General features: G+C 43.7%; 11 protein-coding genes. 2 read left to right on the top strand and 9 right to left on the bottom strand.

The annotated features are described in order from the left end of the window. Nucleotides 1–119: 119 nt before the first annotated feature. Complete coding sequence (locus tag ACLUWI_RS02185; RefSeq protein WP_289579401.1) at nucleotides 120–1,049, top strand: tyrosine-type recombinase/integrase; 930 nt, start codon at nucleotides 120–122, stop codon at nucleotides 1,047–1,049. Between the two features lie 526 nt (nucleotides 1,050–1,575). Here the strand turns inward: ACLUWI_RS02185 and ACLUWI_RS02180 are convergent. Continuing rightward, nucleotides 1,576–2,613 (bottom strand): hypothetical protein, encoded by a 1,038-nt coding sequence (locus ACLUWI_RS02180; protein ID WP_412145968.1) that lies wholly within the window; start codon nucleotides 2,611–2,613, stop codon nucleotides 1,576–1,578. Nucleotides 2,614–3,209: 596 nt separating this feature from the next. Here ACLUWI_RS02180 and ACLUWI_RS02175 point away from each other — a divergent pair. After that, on the top strand, nucleotides 3,210–4,004 hold the full coding sequence (locus tag ACLUWI_RS02175; RefSeq protein ID WP_412145967.1) for a hypothetical protein: 795 nt from the start codon (nucleotides 3,210–3,212) through the stop codon (nucleotides 4,002–4,004). Between the two features lie 117 nt (nucleotides 4,005–4,121). Here ACLUWI_RS02175 and ACLUWI_RS02170 read toward each other — a convergent pair whose 3' ends face one another. The 8 genes from ACLUWI_RS02170 to ACLUWI_RS02135 all read right to left on the bottom strand — a co-directional run bounded on the left by ACLUWI_RS02170 (nucleotide 4,122) and on the right by ACLUWI_RS02135 (nucleotide 15,857). Continuing rightward, nucleotides 4,122–7,649, bottom strand: a complete 3,528-nt coding sequence (locus ACLUWI_RS02170; protein WP_412145966.1) for an SEC10/PgrA surface exclusion domain-containing protein — start codon at nucleotides 7,647–7,649, stop codon at nucleotides 4,122–4,124. Nucleotides 7,650–7,765: 116 nt separating this feature from the next. Next, nucleotides 7,766–8,182, bottom strand: coding sequence for a hypothetical protein (locus ACLUWI_RS02165; protein WP_034540816.1), 417 nt, complete (start codon nucleotides 8,180–8,182; stop codon nucleotides 7,766–7,768). Between the two features lie 219 nt (nucleotides 8,183–8,401). Next, nucleotides 8,402–9,157 (bottom strand): Fic family protein, encoded by a 756-nt coding sequence (locus ACLUWI_RS02160; protein ID WP_412145965.1) that lies wholly within the window; start codon nucleotides 9,155–9,157, stop codon nucleotides 8,402–8,404. A 13-nt stretch (nucleotides 9,158–9,170) separates the two neighbouring features. Next, nucleotides 9,171–9,443 (bottom strand): hypothetical protein, encoded by a 273-nt coding sequence (locus tag ACLUWI_RS02155; protein ID WP_412145964.1) that lies wholly within the window; start codon nucleotides 9,441–9,443, stop codon nucleotides 9,171–9,173. Between the two features lie 6 nt (nucleotides 9,444–9,449). Beyond that, nucleotides 9,450–11,984 carry a hypothetical protein gene (locus ACLUWI_RS02150; RefSeq protein ID WP_412145963.1) on the bottom strand — a complete coding sequence of 845 codons (2,535 nt, stop codon included), beginning with the start codon at nucleotides 11,982–11,984 and terminating at the stop codon, nucleotides 9,450–9,452. Nucleotides 11,985–12,148: 164 nt separating this feature from the next. Continuing rightward, nucleotides 12,149–13,198: a nucleotidyl transferase AbiEii/AbiGii toxin family protein gene (locus ACLUWI_RS02145; RefSeq protein ID WP_412145962.1), complete on the bottom strand. Its 1,050-nt coding sequence runs from the start codon at nucleotides 13,196–13,198 to the stop codon at nucleotides 12,149–12,151. After that, nucleotides 13,164–13,841 carry a hypothetical protein gene (locus tag ACLUWI_RS02140; protein WP_412145961.1) on the bottom strand — a complete coding sequence of 226 codons (678 nt, stop codon included), beginning with the start codon at nucleotides 13,839–13,841 and terminating at the stop codon, nucleotides 13,164–13,166. Before ACLUWI_RS02140 ends, ACLUWI_RS02145 begins: the two co-directional genes overlap by 35 nt. Nucleotides 13,842–14,060: 219 nt before the next feature. Continuing rightward, on the bottom strand, nucleotides 14,061–15,857 hold the full coding sequence (locus ACLUWI_RS02135) for a hypothetical protein (RefSeq protein ID WP_412145960.1): 1,797 nt from the start codon (nucleotides 15,855–15,857) through the stop codon (nucleotides 14,061–14,063). Nucleotides 15,858–16,121 lie beyond the last annotated feature (264 nt).

Here is a 16,121-nt window from a genome sequence, read left to right as displayed (position 1 = left end):
TTTTATTGAATTACAAAGAGAAGTATGATCATCGGAGCGATCTATGCAAGTTTCGCCACCTAAAAAAATTTAACCTCGTTCCAACCTTGGAACGAGGTTAAAAAAGAAAGGAAAATAATATGCCACGTTACAGCACCAAATTATTTTATAAGTACTATAAGCAATGGATTGCCCTGTACAAGGAGAATGCCATTCGGCCGATCACACTGCAGAAATACTATCTGGCCCAACGCAAGCTTAAAGAGCTGGCCCCTAATCTGCATCTAAACGAGTTGAATCGGCGCACGTATCAGAATCTGATCAATCGCTACGCAGAGACTCATGAGCGTAAGACCGTGTTGGATTTTCACCATCACCTGCGGGCCAGTCTGGTAGACGCGGTTGATGATGGCCTGCTGGAAAAAGATCCGACTCGCCGCATTATTATCAAAGGTTCCGCCAAAAAGCAGCACAAGAAAACTAAATATCTCAGCATGTATGAGTTGCAGACACTGTTAAAGCACCTGGATTTAGGACCCGATCTAAACTGGGACTGGTTCATTCTCTTGGTGGCCAAGACCGGCTTGCGCTATGCGGAAGCCCTGGGCTTGACTCCAGCAGATTTTAATTTTGAGACACAAGAACTGATTATTAATAAATCCTGGGATTACAAAAGCAAGCACGGTAAATTTCAGCCAACTAAGAACAAGTCTTCCAACCGTACCGTTATGCTGGACTGGAAAACCATGAATCAGTTTAAGATGCTGATTGACGGTCTGCCAGACGATCAGCCGATTTTTGTACCCAAAGGCAAGCGCGTTTACAATTCGACAATCAATAATATCCTGACGCGCTACTGCCATTCTTGCCAGATTCCAGTCATCTCGATTCACGGCTTACGGCACACGCATGCTTCCCTGCTACTTTATGAAGGCGTATCGATCGCCAGCGTCGCCAAATGGCTGGGACATGCCAATACAACGACAACGCAGCAGACCTACATTCATATTATTCAGGAGCTGGAAAATAAAGATACTGACAAGGTGCTCCAGCACTTATCGAAACTCTAATTATTCAAAAGCGAAAAAGTCGGGCACCATTTGGAACCCGACTTTTCTATGATATAATATCAATCGTGTATTGCTGCAACAATACACCACTCTAACCATGAAGGAAGTGATTTATTTTGCAAACCTTTTTGGTTGTCGCTTGGCTGGTGGTGTAGCTGCAACTACACCAGGATAGCAAGCGTTTTATCAATCTTCCAGCCTCAGCTATCAATAACATAACTTTGATACAAGGTTATTATAACATGGATTGATGCTTGTGATAAGCCGTTCGGTTTTTACCGGCGGCTTTTTCTGTTGCTTATAGGTTCTCTATCCATTCGGCTAAATCATCAACCGTGCCAATTACTCCTACTTCGCCATTTTCAACTTCGGCTTTAGCCTGCAATGCTTCTGGTGAATCCAAAAAATCCATTGTCGCCCCTTCTTTCTCAATTGTTTCATAAAAGAACTGTAAGGAAGACTTAATACAGTAATGTATTAGGTCTTTTTTGTGGTTGGCAATCGCCCCTTATCCCTTGAGAGATAACTAATTCAAAACCATCAACAAAGTTACGTTGTAGTGATAGCTTACTGAAGAAGTTGAAGGAGCTTCTGTTGAGTACAAATGATACTCAACCGCGGGTGTTGGCGGAATAATCGTAGACATCATTGCCCAAACAACGCCGCCGGCTGAAGAATCGGCAAAATTCGTGGAATAAGTCAATTTGACTGTACTCGTGCCTTCTTTAATATTCCCAACGGTTGCCCCGGCATAGCGTGAATCTCGTGTAGCATCGTCCCAGTATTCATATCCCGAATCCCAGACGTCTTGCCAGTTGATTCCATTGTCGTCATGAACCAGCAGATTGCCAAGCGTCCAGTGACCATCACTGTTACGTGATATTTCATACAGATCGTTGTCGTATTGAACGGCAAATTTCCCTTCATTGTTTCCATAGCCGATTGCAATTCTGTCGTTACCGCCGTCACTGTAGGCCCAACCATCATCGTGAACCGTAACGGTAGATCCATCAAGGGTTTTAAAATCAACGATGCCATCGCCATTGACGCCTTCAACACGCCAACCACCACCATATCCGCCTGGAATTGTGTCACCTGTTTTGGCGGTTGAACTAAGACCATCCATACCACTGTTAAGGCTTAAAACAGCCAGCCAAGCATTTTTTCCAATTGTAATCACTTGGCCGTTTTCATCATAGAACGTGTACTCTGCGTCAACGGTATTAAATCCGTTATACCAGAAGCCTTCTTGTGGTTGCTGATTGATTTGCAGATTTGGATTAGAATAATTGCTTGCCATGTTGTACGCATGGTATTTGGTCACGATTTTAGCAATCTTATGAGTAACGCCGTTATTGTCAGTATATGACGACTTACTCAGATTGCTGTAGGTTGCTGTTACCGTAAGTTCATTGTTGCCATTAGTTGGCTGTACTTGAATTGCGTAGGTTGATAGCGATTTGTTGTCTTCGCCGACAACTGGAGCAATTTTAGTGCTGGTGGAATTACTAGAACTTACTGTTAGAGTGGCATTGGTTTCTTGGCCTAAGTCTAAGTTCTGCACTACATCTTGCGTTGACAAAGAGTTTGATGATTTAATCTGGCTCAGTCGTTTTGAAACTTCGTCCATCAACTGCAACTGACTATTTTTATCATTCGTCAGTGTAGAACCAGTAGCCGTCTGGGTTCCTGTATTCTTGACGCTTACGCCAGCCGCCTTGATTTTGTCGATTTCAGCCTTGATTTCATCATTGGCCTTCGTAATTTCAGCATTGCTTTGCGTAGCTGCGGCGTTCTTTTGCTTCTGCGCAACAAGAGTAGTATCAATGAAAAGTTTGCTACAAAGCTAATAATCAGGTACTTGATTAATATAAAAATAACGATAGTCAGTTAATAATAGCTAAATTTTGATACTAGAGATCACGCTTGATCAGGCGATAATGGCATTGGGATAAACGCAAGATCGAAATCCAAAATACTTACTCTGCGCAGAAGCAAAAGAATGAATCTTTTAATAATAGCCTTAAAGCTGAAACAAATATCATCTATTCTGCAAATGGTATTACTCTAGCTGGATCTGCTGATACAGCAAAGGCTAAGTCTGTTGATTATTACGATGGTTACCATTTATATGTAGATGGCAGTCAGAACAGTACGCCGGTGTTAAATAATATCCAGTGGAATACCGATACGAAAGTTCTTGACGCCAATGGCAACGAGATTCTCAATGATATTCGGAACACAGAGATTACTAAGGAACTTAATGACCTCACTTTTGCCGAGAACAATTCAAAATATATTGATTTATCCAAATATTTCTATTCTGGTAGTGTTCTTACGTTTACCGATGTTGCAACTGATCAGTATGGAAATAGCTATAACCTGCAAATTAAAATTGGAGATATTATTGGGTCTCAAAACGGAGAAAGTCCCATCTTCCTTGTGACTAATCCGAAAGATGGTAGTTTTGAATTTCAGGTTAAGAATTCGGGTAACTTCCCATTCACAATTTCATTTATTAAAAACGGTGAAACCACAAGCTCTAAGGTTATTATCAACCAACTGATTAGTGATATTGACAATGACCAATATTTTGAAACAACCTTTGGTAATTTAGCCACGGTAACGGATAGCGGTTCAAAATTAGACGTATCAAAAAACGGTCCTACCACTACGATTACCTCTTCGGCTAATGTTGACTTTGGCTTTAATAGCACACCTGAAGGTACGGCAATGATGTTATCTGATGGAACTGAATTCTTGTTTAACTTCTATCAGATTGACTATAACGAAACATACAAGGGTACTCCACAAGGAGCAGCCGATTCAGGAATGCAGATGCAGGTTAACTTGTTTGGAAATGCAAACGTTGTTAAAAATTATGTATCTTCTTCCTCAGTAAGCTATCACTACAACGTATCGTTAGCCAACCGTCTAAATTCCTTGATCACCTAAGGATCTATACAAGTTTCGTGTCTTGATTTTAACCGCTAGTAGTCCAAAAAGCCAGTTTTTGAGCAACATAAAAAAGCCCTACATCTGTAGAGCTTTTTAATATTTGCATCATTTAGTCTAGTCTTCGCGCTTCCGCAGACCAAGAGCACCAGCAACAGCGGCAATCAATCCCATGCCTGCAAGCGCAACCGCTTCACGAGTATTATCGCCAGTTTGTGGCAAGGTCTTAGTAGCGGCCTCACTCTTCTTCTGTTGTGCCTTGTAGGCTTCACGCGTCAACTGCGCAGTTGGCAGATAGATGGCATTGCCTTCGGGATCGAAAGCTTGACCGTCCTTGACCGTCCAGCCAGCTACTGGATTGCCATTAGCGTCAACGACTTGACCATTAACAATCTGGTAGCCATTGGCCTTGGCTTGATCCTGAGCCTTAGCTTGAGCTTCCGCACGCTTGATTGCGGCTTCTTGTTCAAGTTGCGCCGCTTGTGCCTGCTTGGCATTAGCCAGATCAGCGTTAGCTTGATCCAGTGCCGCTTGGGCTTCATCAACGGCTTTTTGGGCTTCATCAACTTGGGCTTGTGTAGCATTAGCTTGCGCACTCAGTTCAGCTAGCTTAGCCTGATCATCGGCCAGCTTCTGTTCAGCGTCAGCCAGAGCCGCTTTAGCGTCGGCCAAAGTCGTTTGTGCCTTAGCTAAAGTCGTTGGCGCGTTTTGCAGATCAGCAACCTTTTGCTGTAAGGCCTTCAATTGAGCTTGATCAGCTGCAACTTGGGCTTGAGCATCAGCCACTGCCTGCTTTTTGGCACTCAAATCAGCTTGAGCATTAGCTAATGCTTGCTTCTTAGCTTCTAATTCGTTTTGAGCTTGAGCTAGTGCGGCCTTTTCGGTGTCGTACTGAGCTTGTGCTTTGGCGACATTGGCCTGCTTCGTTGCCAGATCAGCCTGGTAAAGTGCCAGATTCTGTTTAGCTTGAGCCAACGTACCTTGATCCGCTTGGAGCGTCGCCTGCAATTGCGTCAATTGATTCTGATCCGTCTTCAAAACATTATTGGCGTCTTGAAGTGCACTCTGCTTTTGTTCAACCGTCTTTTGAGCCTTGGCCACATTGGCTTGAGCATCAGTTACTGCCTGCTTCTTGGCGCTCAAATCAGCTTGAGCGTTGGCCAGTGCTTGTTTAGCGTCAGCCGATTCATCTTGAGCCTGGTTCAGTGCGGCCTTTTCAGTGTCGTACTGAGCCTGTGCTTTGGCGACATTGGCCTGTTTTGTCGAAACGTCTGCTGAGTAGGCATCAACGTTCGCCTGAGCATCAGCTTGAGCCTGCTTTGCATTAGTCAGATCATTTTGGGCCTGTTTCAAAGCCGCTTGTGCCGTCGTAAGATTCTTAGCCGCCGTATCAGCGTCAGCCTGCTTGTTGGCAACATTCTTCTGAGCCGCATCCGCAACGGCTTGCGCACTAGCCGCAGCATTCTTAGCAGCTGCAAGCGAAGCATTGGCACTGGATAAATCAGTATTAGCCTGGTCCAGCGTTGCTTTTTGCGTAGCCAATTGAGTAGTCAATGCCTGTTTTTGCGACGTCAGTTCAGTCAGCTGATCTGGTACCGCAACCGTACTCTTGGCTAATTGTGAGTATTTGCTATTTTCAACCGCGGCATTGTCACCAGTAAGGGCATTAGGATCAGCATATACGCTTGGCACAATAATGATATGAGTCTGACCAAGAGAATCAACCATTACACCGAGATCCTCTGAAGTATCATGAAGGTCAGTATAACTCAAGCCAGTCAATGAGGTAGCATGCCCCCATTTTGAACTTGAGTCGTAAACCAACATACCAAGAATTGCACTCCAAATCTTATCCTTCAAACTATCCAGTGACTCGGTACGAGTCGTTGGAGTTGCATCTGTTGAGCCTTCTAGGTTCTCATATGCTTGTTGTACAACATATTTTTGACCATTTCGTTCAATAAAGCTTTGGAATACACCATAAGCTAAACCGTAGTCGGCCGCGGCACGATTAATACCTTCAGTATAGTGCCACCCCTGCTCTGCCGCATTCCATTTTGCATCATCATAACGCTTAGAAATAGCACTGGCAAAACTCAGACTACCTTGATTGATAGTCAGTGGAAGCGTACCAAACTGTTCACGAATCTTATTCAAGAGTTGCGCCGCAAAAACCGTCAATTCCTGTTCGACGTCAGCAGGAAGTTGTTGATCTGGGCCAAAAGTAACGGTGATTGCCTGATCAGCTTTGTTTGACTTGTATTGGTTCTCATCAACTAATTTTTCTGCCGCGCTCATCACTGCTTGGCTGTTAGCCGTAGTCTTAGAGTTGTAGTAGGCCTTCAGTGCATTGATATATTCAGTGGACAGCGTAATCGTGTTCATGTTGTCCAGCTTATCCTGGACGTCACTCAGCTTGCTGTTGGTAGCGTCGTAGGCATTTTGCGCGGTCTTTTGCGTTTGACTGGCCGCATCTGCCTTGTCTTGGGCCGTCGTTTGTGCATTTTGCGCATCGGTCAGTTTGGCATCCGCCGTCGTCTTCGCATTTTGTGCATCGGTCAAAGCACCATCAGCATTGGCCTTAGTCGTGGCCGCATCAGCTTCTGCCGCAGACTTACCGTTAACATTGGCCTGGGCTTCATCGGTCTTCTTCTTGGCATCAGCCAGTGCTTGATCAGCATTAGCTTTGGCCGTGGCTGAGTTGTTTAAGATATCCTGCGCGTTCTTCAGATTGTCAGCCGCGGTATTCGTTACCTTTTGTTGAGCGTCAGTCTTGGCTTGGGCATCGTCAACAACCTTTTGCTGAGTATCTACCTTGGCTTGGGCAGTCTGCTGATCGGCTTCCGCGTTGGTCAGCTTAGTATCAGCCGTCGTCTTTGCGTTTTTGGCATCAGATACGGCTTGAGTTGCATCGCTGATCTTGGCCTGATCATTGACAATTGTTGTATTTTGGTTTGCAATGTTGGCTTGATCCTGAGCAACTTTCGTATTGGCATCGTCAACGGCTTTCTGAGCTTTGCCAGAGTCGCTGTTATTCAGAATATCCTGCGCGTTCTTTAAATTATCAGCTGCGGCATCAGTTACCTTTTGCTGAGTGTCAGTCTTGGCTTGGGCATCGTCAACCGCTTTTTGTGCCGCATCAGACTTGGCTTGCGCCTGACTTTGAGCAGTCTGCGCATCAGTTGCCTTTTGCTGATCACTGGTGATCGTTCCGTTTTGCTGATCAACAGCGGCTTGCGCCTTGTCAATATTGGCCGGCGTTGCCTCGTCGGCGAGCTTTTGCGCATCGCTGACCGCGTTTTGGGCATTGTTAACGGCTGTTTGGGCTTGGCTGACGTTTTGCTGATCAGCATCAACAACCTTTTGCTGGTCATTGACAGCGGATTGAGCCTGACTGTTGGCATTTTGAGCGTCCGTCAGTTTTTGACTGGCGTCGCTGGCCGTTTGACTGGCAGCATCAACCTTGCTTTGGGCTTGATCAACGGCCGCCTGGGCTTTTTGAGCCGGCGTAGTAACGGCAGCACTTTGTTCCGGAGCAGCGCTGGCAACGGTATCAGCACTGACAGTTTGCGTAGTGGTAACAGCTCCTGCAGCCAGGGTAGCCAAACCGGCACCTGCGGTCAAAGCAATTTTTTTATTCCCCATATGTAACTCCTCGATTCTTGTTCTTTGACTAAAGCGATATGTGATATTTCTATTTGACGATTTCATTATACAACCAAAACATTAAATGTAAATAGTTTAACACAATCTTTTTTGAATTATTCGTCATCGCCTAAATATTCAATTAAAACGTGTAATAGTTCCGAATCCTTTTTCTGCAGTAACATAATTAACACTTCAGTCACTTTTTCCGAATACTCATCCAACTGGGTCTCGTCCTTAGCATCCTTGATCATATTGACCAACCGGGCCTGCGTATCCTTGAAGCGCTGTTTATTAATTGCCACTTGAAGCATCTGTCCGGCAATCGATTTATGCAGCTCATCGTAGTAGTACGACAGCTGTTCCGCTGATCGTTCCGTCAGCATTAGTGGATCCGCCATATACTTATAAATCATCGGCCGCGAGATTCCCGTCATCTTTGAGATTTTGGAGATCTGGAAAGCCGGACCCGCTTTCTTGCGCGCCTCATCTAAAACCCACTCAGCTTTTTGAGTCATTGTCAAATCGCTCATAGGTGGTACCCTCTTTCGTGTTCTGTATATATTTATTTACGATTTATATTGATATTATAAACTATTTTACAAAAATAAAAAAGACCAGCCACATTCACAAGCTGTTTGCCGGCTAGAAAGCCGACGAGATTCGCGATCAGGAATTAAATTGGAATGGCCCCTATGTTTTATTTGCTGTAAATTAAAAAGCACTTTCCAAATATCATGGAAAGTGTTTTTCTATCTTTCACGACTTGTCCTGAACGTCGTCTTAACCTTGTGAGTCTTTGCCAACGGATCAACGACTGGGTTGTGCAGCTGGATAGCTCTTTCTTTGCTTGATGGCAACAGACGCATCATCCGATCAAAGAACTTATCTTCTTCCTCAGGCGTTTCGGCTTGATAGTAACGCATCAAGTTGACCATATACTCCACTCGATCAAGATCATTAAACGGCAGAACCAGGTAATTTTCGCTGTTCCAGACGTTCATTGCCCCGTTAGCCGCAATCAGCGCCGTACGCTTGTTGCCGTCCTGAAATGGCTGCAGTTTTGACAGTCTCGCAAAGACCTGCCAGGCATCGCGTTCGGTTCTTTTGGAGTTATTGAAGTCATTAACTATCATTTCTAAATCTCGTCTTGTTACCACTTCAGGAGGAAAATAGGCAAATGACGATGATTTATCAACAATGATTGAAATATTGTCATCGGTATTGTACAGCGAGTTACGCAAGTGCCCTGGGATTTCTGGATCTTCGTCCTCAGCAAACACAAACGCCTTATTAATTGCAATAATACCATCAACAGAAAAGCCGTTTTTCTTGATTGCGGTGATTCCTGCCAATGCGTCTTTAAAAATACCGATATCTTTTTCCGACTGTTCCAAGGGTTTGGTATTTCTATCATCAAGCGCTTTTTTCGTCTGCGCTACGGAGCTGCCATAGCCGTTCAAACTCCCAAAAGACGTGATAAATCTGGCCAATGCTGTATTGTCCATAATATCGATCCCCCTATTCGTCAGATCGCAAACGCCGAGTTTCCTCCGCCATTCTCTGCAGGCGCTCAAATTTATCAACATCCTCGTCAGGAATGTTGTCGCCAGCAATCAGATGCTTGTAGTCCATGGCAATGCTGTAGATCTCGCCGACCTTAACGTCAGCCCCATCGGGAATGATGGCTTCAAATTTATTGTCCAGGCCGATAATCTGCACCGTCGCAATACTGCCGTTGATGGCTTCGATTGATACCAGATCCAGTGATGGCGTGTTTACAGGAGTGTTCATCTATAATTACCTCTCTTTTCGTTTCGGCTTGGCAAAAGATCGCGTTGGTGCGAGTTCTTGCTGTTTCGATTTAGCAATCTGATTGTAAAACGTCTGCGTGGATTTTGTCGAGGATAAATAAAGCCCCTTTAATTTTTCCGCCGGCGTCTTTTTCAGCAGATCGCGTTCGGCTGGTGTAAACTTAAACGGCTCCTGTTTACCTTCCGTCAGCGCATCTTGCAGCTCATGGCGCGTGATATGTGCAACCAAGCGTACGACCGGCTTCAGCGTCTGATCATTAGGATCCGGAATCCCACTCTGTTCCAGCTTTTGACTCAGCACGTTGGCTGCCATTCGGTCATATTCCTTTTCACTAGTCATTTTTTCAAGCTTCTGCAGCTGCTTGTAGTCAGGTCCGTTATGATCAGCCTGATTGAGCAGCGCATCCAAATCATAGAGTTCACTTGATTGCCACTTATGTAGTGGCAGTGCTTCAAATCCGCGAATTGACGCAACCTTATATTTAGCTGGATCAACTTCCATCATCTGCAGATTCTGTTTCGATACCAAGTGTGGCAGGCGTTCGGTCTGCCACTGGTCAAACTCGATCACGCGGTTCGGATTGTTTTCCAACAGCCGTGATCCCGTGGCATCAATGAGCTTCTCCAGTCGTTCTGGCGTCTGCGTCCATTTATCAAGGATATCGACCGCAAACTTCTTAAGCTCTTGATAGTCTGCCAGCCCCGGCGTATTCTGCCGATCATCGCTGGGCAAGAACTTCTCTTGGAGCTTAACCGTTTCCTCTGGCTTACTTTGGACCGACTCCCCTTGTGCGGCCGGCTTTTCAGCAGGTTTCTCCTGCGTACCGGCTGTTGGTTCAGCCGTGTTAGGTTCTGGTTGACGTTCACTCGTTTTTGCCGGTTCTTTTGGCTGCATCTGTTCTTTGGCCACCGACAAATCCTGATTCAGATCCTTAGCCAGGTTCTCAAAGCCAGGCAGTTTATCAAAATAGGCTTTCAGATCTTGATAGATTGGCGTGTCAATGCACCGATACTCCAGACTATGATATGAATCGGCAATCAGGTTGGACTTAAGGCCCGCCTGCTTGGTATAGACTTCGAACGCCCGGGCGAAAACCTCAGTCGGCGTTTTAAAGTAGCCGGCATGCTTTTCCAACGGGGTTCCCTTAGTCTTAACATCGAAATTTCTCTGATAGGCCTGCAGAATCTTACGAAACTCTGGTTGTATTGACAGCGGCTTATCATCAGCCGTCAAATGCCGATCCAAATAGTGCCCATACTCGTGGACGAACGAGGTATAGCCGGCTGTTCCCGTTCCATCAGCCAGATTCTGATAAATCTCGCCCGGGCGCCGAAAATCAACAACGAGCGTATTTTTGCTGGGTACATACATACCTTTTGCCTTGTAGTTGCCCAGTTTACGGAGACGCAGAATCGGCTTTTGATCCCCTGCCGGCATAATTTTCAGCAGGCGCATCATTTCTGGTGAAAGCTGCTTATACAGATCCAGGTCTACGTCGTTATCCAGCTCAACGTCCTTAAAATACTGCTTCAGCTGCGTTTTATCCATCATCGCCCGGGTTTCTTTGTTGATCTGCTTTTTCTGCTCCCAGGCGCGAGCGTGCGTCTGTTTATCCAGGTCTCGTTCATAGCGCTGTTCGATAACCACGTTGTAGGTGTCATTCAGGTAGTCGTTTAAAAAGCTGATTGCTTGATTTGAGATACGCGCATCGTGCCAACGGTCCTCTGATAATGAGTGCGTAATCTGCCCCAATGGTGTTTTTTGAACGTAAACACGACGATTCTTGTCATCAAAACGTGGGTCCTGCTCCGTCCGTGCCAGATATTCTTCATGCGTCCAGTCGCCAAATTTCGTAGTCTGGAACCATGAAGGAAATTCTTTCGCGTATTGCGGTTTAGCCAGCATTGCCAGTCGTTTGCCGACAAGTGCGCGTACCGTGGCTTTTTCCTTATCCGTAGCAAAATCATTGCGTTTGTCAAATTCAGCTAGAACATCATTGTGCAGTTTGGCATAACCGATTGTCAGATTAGCATTGCCAATTTTCCAAGAGCCGACACTTGGATCATTTCGAAAATGGTAGCTTTCCCCCTGTTTGGACGTCAAATGGTTGGCCTGATCAATCACAAAGTATTCTGGAGTGCCGTTACCTCGGAAGCCGACTTGATAGATCTCCATATCTTCAGGTGTTGACTTACCTTTTGTATCACGAGCTACCGCATTTTTAATCCGTTCAATATGGTCTTCAACAAAATGTAAATTACTACGCTCCCCCTGCTTATAAACATAGGGATTTCTATCTTCTACATATTCACCGGGAGCTGGGTGCTCTGCATAGTAAGTTAAAATAGCATCTTTATAATCTTGATCTGACCAATCACCATTCTTAAAGATAAACTGGGCCGTCTTGCGCCACTTGGTAATCAGCGTGTCTTTTTCTGTAAAGCGAAGCGTCGTGCTAGGCGACTTAATACCGTATTTATGCTTCAGCAGGCTGGTCAGCGGATTTGTCTCTTCAGCCATAATTCTCACCTCATCGTAATTTGTTATCCTTACGATAAAGCGAATCTTGCAGATTCAATCTTTGGCCAACTTCGTCCCACGTTTGGCACGAAGTTAAAAAAAGCGCCAGCCAGACAAGCCAGCCAACGCCTGATTAGAAAAGCAATAACAATGATCAATACGATTTATCGTTCTCGAGGTTTTCTTTGCTGATGTGGAATTTGTTGTGTCGTTTGCCACAACGCTTGCCAATTAGGATTTTGAATAACACTTACTACACCAGCTACTAAACTCTTAAATTCGATATTACTATCATTACGTGATAATAATCCTAAAGTATGTTTATTATAGTCTCTTTCTATTTCTCTATAATTTTCTTTCAAAGCACTTAGTACAAGGTTGCCGATATTGTATTGCGGACTAGCCGATAATGCTGTTTTCTGATCTCCTTTGTAACGTTCTCGACGCACATCATTTATCAACTTTGAAAAATTTGTCCAATCATAGTTAGTATTGTTTAAATAATCTGAAATTTTAATTATGTCATAGAGATCCCTGCTACGGGCAGTATATTTAGAATTATTAGGTTCTTGTAATGCATTTAGATAGTTATCTGCAATAGTCATTACTTTATCAATCATTGTACGTTCAGGTCTCTGTACTAATACTTCGAAACCCTTCAATTCTGGGAAGTTCAAAAATATTTGTTCATTTCCTCTGACTCTTTCCAAAATATAGTTTGAAATATAAGATTGTATCTTTCTTTTTTCTATTGGAAAACCCGGAGAAAATGTTTCTTCCTCGATTTTTATATATTTTCTTAAAGATGGTTGTTTAATATCTGCAGGTATTTCGACAGCTATTGCATTCATATTACGTCTTTCACTGATACCATGCTCCTCATTTTCCGCATGGTATGGAAATTTAGTCGCCTTAATTCCAGCAGTTATATTTCTGAATTTTTCTCTATTTAATTTACTCTTCGAGAAAGTGCTTTTTTCTTCTAATGAAACTGCTAAATCTAAATCTTCGGAAAATCTATTGGTAATTCCATAACCTTTCGACAAAGACGTACCACCTTTAAGGATTATTGAAGAATCAATTTTAATAATTTGTTGGAGAACAAACATCATGAAGTAATCCTTAACTACCTCATCAGGTCTCAATCCATATTGCGTAGCAGTATTATTTACAAGTCGGTTAAACCCCGCGTTTTCGTATAAGTAATGAATCATAATAACCTTCTTTAATGATTTTTCTTATTTGTTTTGGTGGTAGTAATAATACTATTCTTTTAATCTCATTCAAAGATATGCCATCGCTCAAAGCATAAGCAGCTAATTTATCTATTATTTCTGAAGAAGAAAAGTTGTCAGTTGCCAGCATGCCCGGAGCTAAGACGGTATCTAATGCTGCCAGAAATTTTTGATTTTCCTTCGTTATCTTAGTAAGTCCTGGCTTAATTTCGACACCAACATTGCATATCCGCTTCGTGACTTTTCGTTTAACGTTATTTGTTGTCAGTGTAATGACTCTAGCAATCTGATTACTCAATTCCAACCATTCAAGCAGATCCGCACCATAGATATAACCACTATTATTGCTTAAATACAGATAGTCAATAATCTCATTCAATCCCGCAGTATCTTCAATTGGGAAGCCTAAATCATTGTTCCATTTAACGAATTGATACAAGCCTGAAACGCCAAAGTCGGCCAACTTATCTTGTTGTCGCAGCCGGTTTAAGATTGTAGTCATCTCAGCGTCGGTAGTACCATACTCAGCTGCATTGATATTCTTGCGTTGAAATAAGTCATTTCCATACTCTTGCCGCAAGCGTTCCTCAACCATCTGCATCTTACTGATTGTTTTTAACATGCTTCCGTGCCTTTCTTTAAACGTTATTTTTCGTATTATTATAATACCAAAAATAACATCAGGGCTATTAAAAAGCGTCAGCCGGACAAGCCAGCCAACGCCTGATTGGAAAAAAACGTTTTTATGTTTAGGGAATATGTTTTGACCTGCAAAAGGTCTAACCATATACTAACACATTTACCATCATTTTGATATACAGAATACAGCTAAAATATTATTTTAGCGTTCTTTTGCCTTCTTAGGATAAATCATTGGCTGACTCTGCACATTCAGCTTGCGCAACAATTGAACATTTCCTGTATTCTTCAAGATCTTCATTGCTAATTTCAGCCGCTTCTTTGGTGGGTTGCCATAGGCATTGCGCAGATAGTCCATAACTTGTTCTTTGGTTTGATCTGCCTCATAGTTCTGTTCAATGGTCTTCAGAGCCTGGCTGATCACGTCATGCTCCGACAGCAATTGCCGCTGACCGTTGATTATTCCTTCAAATTTTGGTGTGAACCGTTTCCTATCCAGGCGGACCAGTCCCGCCCGTTCCAGACTCTTATTCAGCTGCTTATAGTCAAGATTCCGCAGTTTTGCAGGATTCTTGCCATATGCGGTAAAAATGAAGTCGTTCAGTGTTTCACCCTCAAACATCAGACCGTTGTTGGCATTGCTATCCTCAGTTAATTCTTGATTTTTGGCTTTTTCGATCCTCAAATCCTTGTAAAAGCCATCCAGTTGCGAGTACTTTTCGGTCTCATTCCCCTTGCGGACTCGTTCGGCAATTCCCTGACTCCAGACTTCGATATCGTAGCTGCCGGCATCATATCGTCCATAACCAGCCTGCGAGAGTAGCTCTTTGACCATCGTATCAAGATTTTTCTTGGTTTCCGGATAGTCTAGCTTTATCAGCAGCTCTTTGGATTTATCCATCAGCAGCTTCTTGGTGACGCAATCGGCATTATTAGGTTTCGTGATAACAAGATCCTGATGTTCAAAAATTGCTGGATGGACAAACAGTGGCGCATCAGCCGGCAGATTATCCAACTGATCTGCCATGTTCTTTAGTCTATAGGTCTTTTTGCCAGATGGCAGACTATCATCGGCTGCTGCCGTACCAAAAACTGCCCATCGACCATCGGTTAACTCTTCAGCATAGCTTTCACCTTCGCCTTGGAATTTTTTCTCAATATGGTCCAGTCCTTCATACTCCAGTACTCTGTTCAATCGTTGGTAGTCCCATTCATCAATTTCGCGATTCGTGTATTCGATTGCTGGTTCTTCATAATAATGACTCGTCCCGGCTTTTTTTATCATTTCCTTAGCAATCTGTGCTTGATTGTACGGCGTAGCTGGCAGATCATGTCTTTTCAAGAGAGCTGCTGCATCTTTTAAGACCTGCTTTTTAGTAATGAAGACATGCTCCAGGTCCCACTCGTCCATTTCTCTTGCCGAAACGATATTGTTTTGACTAAAGTTTGAAACGTATACCGGGACGTCATCTGGTAGCTTGTCAAAGTCATCCAGATCTTTAATCTTATAATTAACGCTATCACGATAGGCTGCAAAATAATCATCATCAATCACGTCATGCGCGCCATAGACTACCCAGTTGCCATTCTGCTTGATAGCATAGCTATCGCCCAGGCCTTCACGTTTTTCATAATCGCCAGCAACGACTACTTTTTCAGCCTCCACGCGCTCATCCTCTCGCTTATCACGCAGTCTGGCTGATTCGATTCCTAAGTTGGTGCTTACATAGTGGCTATCCGGCTTATAGTCCCAGGGCTGGCAGTCGATTGAAAGAGTAACATCAAGATATTTATCTAGTCCCGGCACCTCAAACAGATACGGCATGTTAATCGTGAAAACTTTCATATCATATTTTTCAGCTGGAATCTTCGCTAATCGCTCATCAACCTTATGAATCAGGTGGCTGTTTTCCAATGATAGTTCGTAACGCAGGCCGTTGATATCAAAAAGTGCAACGTCATCGAAATCCACAACCTTGACTTCAGGCTCCTCTGCCATTGCCATCACTCCTTTAAAAGTTTATTCCAAGCTTATCTGCGCTGAAGAAAATTCAATCTTTGGCCAACCTTGTTCCAAGGTTGGAACGAGGTTAAATGACCCACTACTTAAATTCGAGCAATGACTCTGACAATACAATATGCTATACTTAATGGGAAAGAGTTGGGGCTTGATATGGCAATAGTGTACCCACGTTATTAATCAAAAAAAGGTTTGCCCGTTGCGTGTTACTGGTAATCAGCTTGCTGTACGTCACGCGTTAAA

It is taken from the genome of Limosilactobacillus mucosae, from assembly GCF_046939755.1.
Lineage (GTDB): Bacteria > Bacillota > Bacilli > Lactobacillales > Lactobacillaceae > Limosilactobacillus > Limosilactobacillus mucosae_A.
The sequence above is the reverse complement of the archived record's forward strand: the minus strand, read 5'-3'. Positions and strand labels throughout refer to the sequence as shown.